This is a genomic window from Pseudanabaena sp. SR411 (genome assembly GCF_002251945.1).
GTDB lineage: Bacteria > Cyanobacteriota > Cyanobacteriia > Pseudanabaenales > Pseudanabaenaceae > Pseudanabaena.
Genome location: NZ_NDHW01000020.1, coordinates 1 through 12735, shown reverse-complemented (window position 1 = coordinate 12735; position 12735 = coordinate 1). Strand labels below are relative to the sequence as shown.

Genomic DNA, 12735 nt, shown 5'->3' with positions numbered 1-12735 from the left:
CGCCGCCACTCATCTTTTGGGTTTTATGTCCTAAGCAAAAAAGGTAGTCCTGCAAAGGAAAGGATTTGAAAAGGTAAGGATAGACTGCGCGAAGCGCCGCCTATCCTTACCTTTTTAGGACTACCTTATTTTTTAGTTAGCACTTTAATTGGTGCTGATGTGGTTGTTGACAAATCCGTTAATACTGGAGTCTTGTCTGTTGATTTAGCTTCAGGTTTATTTTCTGAAGTTTCTTTTGTATCAGGAGAATTAGATACTGGTTTTTTCGCTTCAGCCTTGTCTGCTTCAGGTTTGGCAGGGAAAAATTTACGTGGATCAAAGTTGAAATTTTTGAATACGTCCTTGGGAGCAGCAGTTGTCTTGAACACCTTAGGCTCCTTTTCGGGCAAGACATCTTTGGCAGGTTCAGCTTTTGGCGTTACCTGAGTTGCATTTTTCGTTGACTCCTTAGAATTTACTGGAGGAGCTACTACTTTAGGCGCGATCGTCTTAGTTGGCTCGACAACAGGTGCAGTTTTTACCTTGACTGGTGGTGTTACTGGCTTCACAGGTTCTACTACAGGAGCAGCTTTGACTTTGATCGGGGTAACTTTGACTGGCTCGGCAACTGGTGCGACCTTAACGGGTACAACCTTAGTCGTCACTGGAACGGTCACTGGTGCAACCTTGACTGGCTCTACAACAGGGGTAGATTTGCTCTTAATGGGTTCAGCAATTGGTGATGATTTTGGCGCAATGGGGGCGATCGCTTCGGGAGTTGTTTTGATTGGTACAACAGGAACTGGAACCACAGGAACTGGTGCAACAGGAATCACAGGTACTACTGAAGGCTTAGTCTCTTCCTTGAGTGCTGGTGCAGGGCTAGGTGCTACAGCTTTAGTTGTCTCTGCGGGCTTTTCTGGAGGAGTGATAACAGCAGGTTCAGGACTTGCCGACTCAACGGGCGCAGGGATGACTTCAGGGGCAGGTGGCACATAGTCTGGATTGACGATCGCCTCAATATTGGCAATCTTTTCGCCACTGACTAATCTAGATAAAGTATCAGAGCCATTAGGTTGATAGTTAATCAAATGAGCCGTGCTGTTAAACACATTGGCGATCACATCGCCATCTGGCTCTAGCAATTCCAGTTTTACCCAGTTTTGTCCAGTTTTAAAACCTTTGAGATAGATTGGCTCCCAACGATCAAAAGTAAAACTTTTGCCGTCAATGGTGGCGCGAACTTGCCAATCATCGATCGCTTCTTCATCTTTGCCGAGCAAATGCAAAGGTGCATTTTGCAGATAAAAATCAAGCATGATTGGCTCAGCCCCATAGGTTCCCACAGGACGACTGTAGGTAAGCAAAGGGGTTTTTGGTTCTGGCGTATTTTCGGCTGTCTTGGTCAAGACATGGAAAGTGGTCTGGGCATATGCGCCTTGGTTTTTGAAGCTTTCATGCCAAGGACGGGATGCAAAGGCGCGAATTGTATGGGTTCCTGCGCTGAGATGATCAAATGTTGCGGTTTGACTGAGATCGTAAACTGCTTTGTATTCTTGGTTATCCAAAGTCACATGGATATGTGGCCCCAAGCCAAAATCAGCATTTTTGAAAATTGGTAAATTTTTTACATCAAACTTGACTGACACTTGCGTATCGTTTAGCACTTCATCAGGTTTGGGGCTAACGATGCTGACCTGTGGTGTATAGCGCTCAAGCAGGCGACCGAGGCGTTGAATTTCAGTGGGTGGCGAAACTTCAGTGATATTGATGTTAGGAGCTACCGTTTTAGTCGGGGCTTTGCTAACTGGTTTATTATCACCTCCGCAAGCTGTGAGGTAAAAGCACAGGGCGATCGCCATTACCAAACTGGATAACTTTTTCCAAGGGATATTTCGCCAATAAGATGAAACTCGCGAAGTCTTTGGCTTGTCTTCGGGTTGGTTAGAGTTTGCGATCGCGCTCATAAAAACTATGCTCAACTCAGATTACACAGGCAAATATACCGAAAAATGAGCGCTTTGCTTGTAAAGAAACCTCATAATTTATAAAGCAATTTGCTAAAGCGTAACCATAGGCGGCTTTTTGATAAATTGCTTTATGCTAAAAGTTATACCTTTCATGCTCAAAATTGTTTTCATCAATGCAAGTACGTCGTCAATCTGAAACCGCTAGAAACAAAGGCTATGCGATCGCCGCGCTCACTGATGCGCCTCAAAATATCCTAGAAAAAATTGTCTGGCAAAAGGAGCGTGAGGTTGCTCAGATGTATGTCAATGAATCACTAGATGCGGTGAAGTCTCAAGTTGCGAATGTTCAGCCGCCGCAAGATTTTTATGGCAGCTTGCAAAATTCCCACACAAAACCAGCATTGATTGCTGAAGTCAAAAAAGCCTCTCCTAGCAAAGGTGTCTTTCGTGAAAATTTTGATCCTCAAGCGATCGCTAGAGCCTATGAAATTGGGGGCGCAAGTTGTCTTTCGGTATTAACGGACTCAGAATTTTTTCAAGGTGGATTCCAGAATCTGCAATTAGTCCGCCAAGTTGTTGATTTACCTTTACTTTGCAAAGAATTTATTATTGACCCCTATCAAATCTATTGGGGGCGATCGCATGGTGCGGATGCCGTTTTATTAATTGCAGCAATTCTCACCGATGAGGAGTTAACCGAATTTCAAACCTTAATTCATCAACTGGGCATGGCGGCTCTAGTTGAAGTGCATACACAAGCGGAATTAGATCGGGTTTTACAGATTCCTGATGTGCGCTTAATCGGAATTAACAACCGCAATTTAGAAAATTTTGTGGTCGAGCTTGAGCAGACCAAAGTTTTGATGGATAGACTAGATCCAGCCACTAGAAATAGGTATCTCTGGGTCAGTGAGTCTGGTATTTACACCCGTCAAGATTTAGATTTTGTCCAAAATTGTGGTGCAAGTGCAGTACTAGTAGGTGAGTCTTTAATCAAACAAGAAAATATTGAAGAAGCAGTTAAGAATCTAATAAAAACTTAGAAAATTAGATACAAAAATAAGGACTAGAAGCGATGGTAATGACATTAGCAATTTCTAAATATGTTAATAGTTTGCTAGAAGTAGAAACCAAGTTTTCGGTACAGCAATCTCTTAGCGATCGCTTTTTTAGTGAATGGGATGAAGATTTACCAGAGTTGACCGAAGCGGAGAAAGAACGTTGTGATTTACTAAAAGAACGCTATCTTTACCATCGCCATCATGGACATATTAGCGAAGGTCTGGTTAATCAAATAGCGATCGCTCCTTTGCTTGAAATGGCAAGCTTTTACGATCCACCTTTTGACATCAGAGCAGAATATCCTGTTCAACTTGAATCGATAGAGTTTGACGAAAATGAAGAAACTATCTATCAAGGACGTATTGATACACTCGTAATTTATAAAAAACTGTGGGTACTAGTCATTGAATCGAAAGGACAAGCATTTAGTATCGAGTCAGGTATGGCTCAAGCACTTACCTATATGCTAGATAGCCCTAATCAATTACAGCCAACCTATGGATTTATTAGCAATGGTGGATTTTCAATATTTCTCAAAGTTGTGAAAGGTGAAGTTATGCAGTATCAATTTTCCAATGATTTCTCGCTATATAACCGTAGAAATAATGAACTTTTATCTGTACTCCAAATCCTTAAGAAAATCTCTCGATTATTACAGTAAAACTGCCACAGTGCTTTGCGCTAACTTAAAGCCTAGAAATATTTTTGAAGGCGGCGCTAAGCAACGCCTTCAAAAATAGGCACTGGCTCACTAATTAGTGATATTAAGCTGTAATCCCTATCTGGCAATGATTTCAGGCTTTATTCGCAATTTGCTTGTAAAGCCTTGCCAATCAACGGCTTCATCGCTCTATCACTAATTAGCTGTCCAGTGCCCAAAAATATTTCTGTGCTACTTAAAAGCCAAATAAACTATATCTAATTACTAATACTAGAGGAGATATGAGTCAAAATTTACAACTACTATTTCAAATATTTCAGAAGTTTTTACTGCCAATTCTTCGCATTCTTGCCTTTGCTTATATCGGCTTAGCGATCGCTTTATATCTTGGACAATCAAACTTAGTTTTTATGCCTAGTAGAGATGTCATAGAAACACCTGAAATACTTGGCATAAAGTTTGAAAATATTCAAATTACAACTAGAGATAATATCAATTTAGATACTTGGTTTGTACCAGCTAAAGATAATGACTTGGTTGGCAAAGGTGTGATTTTATTTTGTCATGGTAATGGTGGCAATATTAGCAACCGCATCAGTTACTTACCCATCTTTAGAGAGTTAGGTTTGGCGACTTTTCTGTTTGACTATCGTGGCTATGGTAAAAGTGGCGGGAGTCCTAGCGAAGAAGGCACTTATGCGGATGTTGAAGCAGCTTGGCAGTACCTGACACAAGAAAGACAGATTCCCCTGCAAAAAATTATTATCTATGGTGAATCTCTGGGTGGTGCGATCGCCTCTTACTTAGCCCAGAAAATCTCACAACCCAATGGCAACAATAATGCAGGTGGTTTAGTGCTTGCTTCAACATTTACCTCTATTAGCGATCGCGCGGCTGAGCTTTATCCATTTATGCCAATTAGGTTTCTGTCCCGATTTTCCTACAACTCCATTGACCGTTTACCCAGCATTAAAATTCCTGTTTTAGTGATTCATAGCATCGATGATGAGATCATCCCCTTTCACCATGGTGAGCGCAACTTTCAAGTAGCCAACCCGACTAAAAAATTAGTTAGACTACGCGGCGATCATAATGGTGGCTTTCTGGATTCCCTCGAAACCTATCGTAATGGGCTTCACGAATTTATTCAAAGGATATAATCGTGAACAGTACAAACAAAAATTACGAATTACGAATTATCAACTTAGGAATATCTATCTGTGCTGCTAGGTTTCGATCCAGGAAAACAAAAATGTGGTGTCGCTGTCATGGGCTTAGACCGTAAGCTACATTTTCAGTCCGTCATCCCCAGCTTAGACGCGATCACAAAAGTCGGTAACTTGTTAGATAGCTATCCCATTTCCCTAATGATAATGGGCGATCAAACTGCCTCTAAGCAATGGAAAGCTGAACTACAATCCACTTTCCCCGATTTACGCATTATCACTGTAGATGAGCGTTTTAGCAGCGAAGAGGCGCGTCAAAGATTTTGGCAAATTTACCCAGCCAAAGGGTTAATGAAATTAATACCCCTTGGAATGCGATCGCCTGATCGTCCTGTCGATGACATTGTTGCTGCCATCCTGATCGAGCGGTATCTTAGTCGTCTAATTAGTTCATGACGCAAACCCAAATAATTTTTAAGTAAGACTGGCAAAACCAGTCTTACTTAAAAATTATTTGGGTTTTTCTCTAAAAGTTTTGTCAAGCTTCGTAAAGTAACGTTAAGTAAGCTTGAAGCAGGGGTGTATAGAAATGATATCTTTGCACTTGATATCAAAAGCGTATACGCAATTTGGGAGAACATCTCAATGTCTGAAGAACAAGCACAAGAAGGGCAAGTAGCAGCCTTTACTGCTCCTAAACCTACTGGCAAAACCCCAATTTGGGGTGGCAGCACTGGTGGTTTGCTCAACTCCGCCTTCACCGAAGAAAAATACTTGATCTCTTGGAATAGCCCCAAAGAGCAAGTATTTGAAATGCCAACAGGCGGCGCTGCAACTATGGTCAAAGGCGATAACTTGCTTTACTTAGCTAAGAAAGAGCAAGCCCTCGCTTTAGGTACACAGTTGCGTAAATTTAAGATCACCAATTACAAAATTTGGCGCGAATTTCCTAATGGCGACCAAGTTTATCTCCATCCTCTAGATGGTGTATTCCCTGAGAAGGTGAATGCTGGTCGTGTTGCCGCTAATAGCGTCAGCCGCAAGATTGGTGATAACCCTAATCCTATAAGCGTCAAGTTTACAGGTAAGGCTACTTACGATGTCTAATTAATAGCTTTGGCTATTACTATCGCTCTCATTTATTTTATTTTTTACAAAAGCTGTCGCGATCGCATGATTTCGGCAGCTTTTGTTTTGTGGATACGCGCTGGCGCGAGTTTCACAGTAGTCCAAAGCTGTCGCGATCGCATGATTACGGTGGCTTTTGTTTTGTGGGACTCGTGCCAGCGAGTACCCATTGCTTTCCACCAAAGCATGAGTGGTGCGGCGCGAAGCGCCGCACCACAATCTTGTGGATCGTTAAACAAGGGACTTAAGCCCCTTGTTTAATTTGCTTTGGTAATACCTCTGATAGCTTTATCGAATCTACCTTTGGTGGTATGGCTTGTTAAGAAATATAAAGTATTATTAATTCAATCAAAGATTTTTAAAGTATAGAAATCAAAACACACAGGAGATAATTGCAATGTCTGACACTACACCTACAGATCCTAAATTTGGTTTTAACAATTTCGCTGAAACTTGGAACGGTCGTCTTGCAATGCTTGGCTTCGTTATCGGTCTAGCGACAGAGTTGCTCACTGGTCAAGGTATTCTTTCCCAAATTGGCTTAATGTAGTTTTTCATAAAAAAAGCGGTCAGTGCTTAGCACTGACCGCTTTTTTTTATGCCAGATATTTCAGAATTTTCTGAAAAAGCTTTACGATTTCATCTTCACCATTATCGCGAATAAAAATATCAAAGTTTGGATGTGAGTTCGCTTCGATTAACCAGTAACTCCCCTGATCATCTAAAGCAACATCTAGACCAACATAGGCGATCGCCATTTTTTGAAAGATTGGTTTAATAAATTCATCGATTGCCTCAATCACTTGAGAATCATTTACTTGTTTAGCGATCGCCCCTTCCCAATGTAAAGGACTGAGATTGCCTGTAAATTTTGCTTGCGAAAAGTCTTTGTTATACAAAATCACTTGTTCGCCATTGAGACATACGCAGCGATATTCTTTGACAATATTGATAGACTCTTGGGCAAGAGCAATATAGTCATAGCTTTTGGAATTGATATTGAATATATACTCTAAAGCCTTTCGCATTTGCTGCGAATCGTGACATCTAAAAACATTGCTTCCTCCCGATCCCCGATTTCTTTTGAGAATAATGGGCAACTCAAATTTTTTCTCAATTTCGGCAACAATTTCATCTATGGAAAAAAATTGTAAGTACTCTTTATATTTTTCATCGCAATAGGGAGAAATGAAAGATTGAGTTCGCGGCATCTTTACGACATCTTGGAAGACTTGATAAAAATACTGCTTATCTTTAAAAATTTCAGCAACTGATTGAGGTGTTAATGGCGTTGAATAGTTAGTAAAGTAATAGTCGCGATCGCTAATTATGACTTTGACTAAGTTTTGATTAGGATGCAAAATCTCATAGGTAATAGATGAGTCTTGACAAGCCTGTATTAACATTCTGATGTTAGTCAGCATGATCTTAACTCCATTATTGTCTCTAAAAGTAGAAGGGATGAATTGCACCCCTTCTACTGTCTTTATGAAAGTGCAGTTTTTAACTGATGTTCAGCAGCTTCTAGGGCTTCGGGCAACTTACTGGCATCCTTCCCACCTGCTTGAGCAAGGTTCGGACGACCGCCACCGCCGCCACCGCAAATCTTGGCGATCGCACCGATAAATTTGCCAGCTTGTAGCCCTTTAGCAATTACTTCTTTACTGAAAGAAGCGACAAGTGTGACTTTGCCATCTTCGCTAAAGGAGCCAAGCACCACTGCACTATGTCCTAACTTCGCTGATAGTTTTTCGGCTGCCGCTTTGAGGGCTTCTGCTTCGATGTCAGGAAGTTGAGCAACGAGAATTTTAAATGCGCCAACAGGTTCTGCTTCGGAGAGGAGGCTATCAGCCTTAACCAAAGCTAGTTGCTGCTTGAGAGATTCGATTTCTTTTTGGGAATTTTTTAACTCGTTTTGCAGTCCTGTAATCCGATCGCTAATTTCTTCGGGCTTAATTTTAAAGCGATCGCTTAAATCTTTGGTTATATTGTCTCGCACTGTTAAATATTCGAGGACAGCTTGACCTGCGATCGCCTCAATCCGTCGTATACCAGAAGCAACACCAGCCTCGGAAATGATTTTGAATACGCCGATTTCGCTAGTGTTTTTAACATGTGTACCGCCACAGAGTTCCATCGATACATTAGGAATATCCATAACGCGAACTTCTGCACCATACTTTTCGCCGAACATGGCGATCGCACCTTTGGCTTTTGCTTGGGCGATCGGCAATACTTCGATTACAGAATCATGGGCTTCAGCGATCCAGTTATTGATTTGGAGTTCGATTTGATGGATTTCTTCAGTTGTAACCGCACGATTGAGATTGAAATCAAACCGAAGGCGATCGCTATCAACTAAGGAACCTGCCTGAGAAACGTTAGAGTCAACGATTTTCTTTAGTGCTGCTTGCAAGAGGTGAGTAGCGGTGTGGTGGGCTTGAATGCGACGACGCTCAGATACGGCAATTTGAGCATTAACACTATCACCAACAGTAATTTCACCACGCTCAATTTGTCCAATATGAATAAACAAATCGGCTTGTTTTTGAACATCACTGATTTTGGCGATCGCTTCACCAATAGCGAGATAGCCCGTATCACCAACCTGTCCACCTGACTCAGCATAGAATGGTGTACGGTCTAAAACGATTTGGACTTTACTGCCAGCGATCGCGGTTTTGACCAGTTCCCCATTGCCGAGAATTGCTTTGATAGTGGCGGTGCTACTGAGTTCGGTATAGCCCAAAAATTCAGTCTTACCAATTTCCTTGGCGATATTTGCCCAGTTATCTTTTGCCAGTAAATCAATATCTTCGTGGGCAGCTTGCGATCGCTCTTGTTGCTTCTTCATTTCGGACTCAAAGCCATCAGCATCAACAGCAAAGCCGACCTCTTCGGCAATCTCTTGAGTTAGCTCAAGCGGAAATCCGTAGGTATCATAGAGAGTGAAAGCATCCACACCCGAAATAGTTTTGCTGGCTTTGACTTTAGGTTTGGCAAGAATCTCTTCGAGTAACTTCTCACCACGCTCTAGGGTTTGTAAAAAGCGGACTTCCTCAATTTTGATTTCATCTTTGATCACTTGCTCTCTTTCGCGAGTATTGTTATAGACCGATTCAGAGAGGGCGATCGCTACTTCGGCAACTTCAGACGCAAATGTACCAGAGATGCCAATCAAGCGACCGTGACGTACTACTCGACGTAGGAGACGACGCATAATATAGCCACGTCCGACGTTTGAGGCATTGATGCCATCAGCGATCATATGCACAACCGAGCGTACATGATCGCCAATTACCTTGAGCGAAGTCTTTACTTTCTCATCACTCTTGTGATAATCGATTCCTGCAATATCCGCAGCTTTTTTAATGATTGGGAAGATTAAATCCGTTTCGTAATTATTGGGAACACCTTGCAAAACTTGCGCCATCCTTTCTAAGCCCAAGCCTGTGTCAATGTTCTGTTTTTTTAATGGAGTCAGATTACCATCGGCATCACGATTTAATTCCATAAACACAAGGTTGTAAATCTCTAAAAACCTTGAATCATCTTCCAAATCGATCGCATCATCACCCAATTCAGGATGAAAGTCATAATAGATTTCTGAGCAAGGTCCGCAAGGTCCTGTCGCTCCTGAAGCCCAAAAATTATCATCACCCATGCGCTGAATCCGATGAGCAGGAATGCCGATCGCATCACGCCAAATCGCAAAGGCATCCTCATCAGTATGATAGACACTAACCACTAGGCGATCGGGCGGTAGCTGAAATACTTTAGTTACTAATTCCCATCCCCAAGCGATCGCTTCTTTTTTGAAGTAATCGCCAAAGCTGAAATTGCCTAACATTTCAAAAAAAGTATGGTGACGCGCTGTTCTGCCAACATTCTCAATGTCATTGGTGCGGATACATTTTTGGGATGTGGTGGCACGAGGAACTTCAGGCTCTTGCTGTCCTAAAAAAATTGGCTTAAATGGTAGCATTCCCGCGATCGTCAATAGTACTGTGGGATCAGCAGGTACGAGTGAGGCGCTAGGCAATACCTTGTGACCACGTTCCTCAAAGAAATTGAGAAACTTTGAGCGAATTTCAGCACCAGTAAGAGAGGGAAGGCTAGCCATAAAAGTTTAGAGTAATGCAGACAGCAGATAAATGTTCAGGGAAACTTAGCAAGTTTGCAACATGATAAGTACCTAAAGTGTGGCGCACGCACGGCGTGCGCCACACTTTAGATCTGGTTTTTAGTTATGCCAAGGTACTTAATATTGGGCAAACCTATATAAATTCTTACAAATTTTAATAATTTCCTAATTGTATTATAACGATTAGGACAGCTTTGCCCAAAACTTTGGTGATTATTGCTATAGCCATACAAGAAAAATCAAAACCCAAAGTAAGAGTGGCGGCGCTTCGCGCCGCCACTCTTACTTTGGAAGCTATCAAATCTAGAAATCACCATAATCAACTTGCAAGCAGGTTAAACCCAGATCTCGCCAAACTCTAACGACTTGATCGCGATCGTCCAGCACAAAGGCAACATTGTATTTATCAAGAATAAATTGATCATAAATTTCCTGCTTGACAATGCTGTCTTTTCGCATATCACCAGACTTTCGCATATAGAGACTCTCAAATTTAATCCCATGCTTCTCCAACCATGCCAAGGTTTGAGGCTTGTATTTGTCTTCTCTTCCAGACACAAACACGATCGCTTTTCCTGATGTCTGCAAAATAGATCGTACTGGCTCATTTACTAAATCTTTCTCACAGCTAGCGCCATCATAGGGACTGCGATCGCCAATCAAAGCAATGGTTCCATCTAAATCGCAGATAATGGCATCGGGTAAGTCTGGATTATAAGCAGGTTGGGGGTTTCTAGGTGGTGCGATAAATTGATTGTACATATCGCGAATTACTTTCTCCCCAACTGAGTTAAACCGCTTTAAGTCTCTCTCAATGCAAGTCTCTAGATGTACATGGCGAAAGTCTACTATTTCTAGAACCGCTAAGCCTTTAATTAGTTCTCTAATCCGTGCTTCATGTTTGGGTGCAAGATGTGTATTATCGACGATCACATGCTTACCTTCTTCTAACGCCGATTTAATTATCAGATCTTGTATGTTTAAGACAAATTTTTCATTGCCTTTGGAATGGTAAGAATTATCAAGCATGGCGCGAAGTTCGTCTTTGTTCACCCGCTTAATTGCATTGGGTGATTTATCTACTTTTGCTTTAGCCCATGTGGATTTACCAGAAGCAGGTAAACCAATTGTGAAATAAACTGTCAACATATATCCCCGTCAGTTTTTTGTTTACATCGTTCTAATATATTGGCGATCGCGCGATCGCTTCATATCCATCTCTAACAAAAACAACAATATAACCTTAACTAGCTAAAGTAGAAAGATTGTAACTATTCAGATTTTTAACAACATTATTTTAAGTGAACGTCTAACTAATCGTCTAAACTGTAATCATCATAGGCGATTACGCTATGCGAATCCAGAGTGCCAAAAAATTTATCCAGACGTTAAGAAGATTCAACATTAGTCTCTAAATCTCTTATACTCTTTTTTATCACTTTGATAAAATCTTGCATATCTCGGACAGTTTGAGACACCTCTTTTGCTTTGTCTTCAGTTATTGCATAATCACCTGCATGAGCTACAGAATTACGAAGCTTTTCAATTTTTTTAAAAATATCTTTGGCTTCATTTTTATCAGTAGATAGATTATTGTTAAAAAGCTTAGAACTCATCAATATATCTCTTTTATCACAAAAGTCAGTAGCCGATAACCTATCAATAGCCATATTGTTATGATTAAGGTATTCCCATTTTTCATTAACAAGTTCTTTTCTGCGTTGACTGAGTTTATTAATCCAGTCCTCAAAAGGAAAGTCTTTACGTATAAATTCTGACATTAGAAGCTCAAGATATGTAATCAAAGAGAATAGAACTGGTCTAACTTCTAGCTTTTGAAGATCGCTAATTGTTACAATTCCTTTTATCTCAGTACCATCTAAAACTAGGCGGCAGGGATGCTTATCTGCTTCCTCTATAAATGAAAGAATACTAGCATGAGATGAAATCAAGATAGATTGATCAAGTCTATCCATTGCTTCCCCTACTGTCTTAACAAAATCTCTATCTTTTGCATCCTTCTTATTTAATAATCCCACGATAATTTCTTGAGAACAGACTGGAATATGGTCGAAATTTTCAAGTTGTTCTTTTTCTAAAATTGATTCTAAAGAATCGTCAATGTTACAAGTTATAGGGCAATTAGTAGAAATCAGAGAGATTGGAAAGAAGTCTCCAATAGACAAAAACATTTGATCACTTTTTTCATTGAGAGGTTGACTAGCCCAATTTCTGTTGCTCATTTACTTTGGATACCTAGACAAAAACAAGTTGAGATATAAACCTTGTCTAAAATTATAGAACTAAAAGCTTAGAATGCCTGCCCAGTAAGATTTTTACTAAAATACCCGCAGCCCATATTTAATCATGGTTTTAGTCGGTTTTATAATCCTGTTTTTATTTATCCTGTAACTAGAATCCCCACCAATTAGACATTACCAAGCTTCCAAACCTACAGGCGAACCCCAATTCTCTTCTTGCGGCTTATAGAACCCATTTGGTATCTTAGGAAGAGTAGAAAAAGGAGTCAAACATGGGATATAGCAGCAGCCTAAGCGATCAAGAGTGGGAGATTATAGAACCTCTGTTACCTAAAAAAAAGAAGACGAAACCACCAACATGGAC

The 12735-nt window shown here is 40.8% G+C and carries 12 protein-coding genes; 6 read left to right on the top strand and 6 right to left on the bottom strand.

Translation table 11 applies throughout. The features are described from left to right. Positions 1-125: 125 nt before the first annotated feature. Entirely contained in the window at positions 126-1946 is a 1821-nt protein-coding gene (locus B9G53_RS00335) for a hypothetical protein (protein WP_094528337.1), read from the bottom strand. A 176-nt stretch (positions 1947-2122) separates the two neighbouring features. Between B9G53_RS00335 and trpC the strand changes: the two genes are divergently transcribed. From trpC to B9G53_RS00310, 5 genes are all read left to right on the top strand, one after another. Beyond that, on the top strand, positions 2123-2992 hold the full coding sequence (gene trpC / locus B9G53_RS00330; RefSeq protein WP_094528336.1) for an indole-3-glycerol phosphate synthase TrpC: 870 nt from the start codon (positions 2123-2125) through the stop codon (positions 2990-2992). A gap of 32 nt (positions 2993-3024) precedes the next feature. After that, positions 3025-3672: a type I restriction endonuclease subunit R gene (locus tag B9G53_RS00325; protein WP_094528335.1), complete on the top strand. Its 648-nt coding sequence runs from the start codon at positions 3025-3027 to the stop codon at positions 3670-3672. A 281-nt stretch (positions 3673-3953) separates the two neighbouring features. After that, positions 3954-4832, top strand: coding sequence for an alpha/beta hydrolase (locus B9G53_RS00320; RefSeq protein ID WP_094528334.1), 879 nt, complete (start codon positions 3954-3956; stop codon positions 4830-4832). Positions 4833-4892: 60 nt separating this feature from the next. Beyond that, the gene (gene ruvX, locus B9G53_RS00315; RefSeq protein ID WP_094528333.1) at positions 4893-5294 is read left to right on the top strand and encodes a Holliday junction resolvase RuvX; all 402 of its coding nucleotides are present in this window, start codon (positions 4893-4895) and stop codon (positions 5292-5294) included. 189 nt (positions 5295-5483) lie between these two features. Beyond that, positions 5484-5945: a photosystem I reaction center subunit II PsaD gene (locus tag B9G53_RS00310; protein ID WP_094528332.1), complete on the top strand. Its 462-nt coding sequence runs from the start codon at positions 5484-5486 to the stop codon at positions 5943-5945. A gap of 44 nt (positions 5946-5989) precedes the next feature. Here the strand turns inward: B9G53_RS00310 and B9G53_RS00305 are convergent, their stop codons facing one another. Next, the gene (locus B9G53_RS00305; RefSeq protein WP_094528331.1) at positions 5990-6205 is read right to left on the bottom strand and encodes a hypothetical protein; all 216 of its coding nucleotides are present in this window, start codon (positions 6203-6205) and stop codon (positions 5990-5992) included. Between the two features lie 158 nt (positions 6206-6363). On the opposite strand from B9G53_RS00305, the gene B9G53_RS00300 reads away from it, so the two are divergent. Next, positions 6364-6516 carry a chlorophyll a/b-binding protein gene (locus B9G53_RS00300; protein WP_094528330.1) on the top strand — a complete coding sequence of 51 codons (153 nt, stop codon included), beginning with the start codon at positions 6364-6366 and terminating at the stop codon, positions 6514-6516. A gap of 46 nt (positions 6517-6562) precedes the next feature. Here the strand turns inward: B9G53_RS00300 and B9G53_RS00295 are convergent, their stop codons facing one another. The 4 genes from B9G53_RS00295 to B9G53_RS00280 all read right to left on the bottom strand — a co-directional run bounded on the left by B9G53_RS00295 (position 6563) and on the right by B9G53_RS00280 (position 12353). After that, positions 6563-7390 carry a RimK family alpha-L-glutamate ligase gene (locus tag B9G53_RS00295; protein WP_094528329.1) on the bottom strand — a complete coding sequence of 276 codons (828 nt, stop codon included), beginning with the start codon at positions 7388-7390 and terminating at the stop codon, positions 6563-6565. Positions 7391-7452: 62 nt separating this feature from the next. Continuing rightward, positions 7453-10089, bottom strand: coding sequence for an alanine--tRNA ligase (gene alaS, locus B9G53_RS00290; protein ID WP_094528328.1), 2637 nt, complete (start codon positions 10087-10089; stop codon positions 7453-7455). A 324-nt stretch (positions 10090-10413) separates the two neighbouring features. Then, complete coding sequence (locus B9G53_RS00285; RefSeq protein WP_176453033.1) at positions 10414-11259, bottom strand: AAA family ATPase; 846 nt, start codon at positions 11257-11259, stop codon at positions 10414-10416. 239 nt (positions 11260-11498) lie between these two features. Next, positions 11499-12353 carry a hypothetical protein gene (locus B9G53_RS00280; RefSeq protein ID WP_094528327.1) on the bottom strand — a complete coding sequence of 285 codons (855 nt, stop codon included), beginning with the start codon at positions 12351-12353 and terminating at the stop codon, positions 11499-11501. Positions 12354-12735: the final 382 nt, after the last annotated feature.

Bases quoted from the DNA above. Each gene is read 5' to 3' on its own strand.
- B9G53_RS00325 (WP_094528335.1), top strand. From the start codon at position 3,025: ATGGTAATGACATTAGCAATTTCTAAATATGTTAATAGTTTGCTAGAA.
- alaS (WP_094528328.1), bottom strand. From the start codon at position 10,089: ATGGCTAGCCTTCCCTCTCTTACTGGTGCTGAAATTCGCTCAAAGTTT.
- B9G53_RS00295 (WP_094528329.1), bottom strand. From the start codon at position 7,390: ATGCTGACTAACATCAGAATGTTAATACAGGCTTGTCAAGACTCATCT.
- B9G53_RS00320 (WP_094528334.1), top strand. From the start codon at position 3,954: ATGAGTCAAAATTTACAACTACTATTTCAAATATTTCAGAAGTTTTTA.
- B9G53_RS00280 (WP_094528327.1), bottom strand. From the start codon at position 12,353: ATGAGCAACAGAAATTGGGCTAGTCAACCTCTCAATGAAAAAAGTGAT.
- trpC (WP_094528336.1), top strand. From the start codon at position 2,123: ATGCAAGTACGTCGTCAATCTGAAACCGCTAGAAACAAAGGCTATGCG.
- B9G53_RS00310 (WP_094528332.1), top strand. From the start codon at position 5,484: ATGTCTGAAGAACAAGCACAAGAAGGGCAAGTAGCAGCCTTTACTGCT.
- B9G53_RS00300 (WP_094528330.1), top strand. From the start codon at position 6,364: ATGTCTGACACTACACCTACAGATCCTAAATTTGGTTTTAACAATTTC.
- B9G53_RS00285 (WP_176453033.1), bottom strand. From the start codon at position 11,259: ATGTTGACAGTTTATTTCACAATTGGTTTACCTGCTTCTGGTAAATCC.
- B9G53_RS00335 (WP_094528337.1), bottom strand. From the start codon at position 1,946: ATGAGCGCGATCGCAAACTCTAACCAACCCGAAGACAAGCCAAAGACT.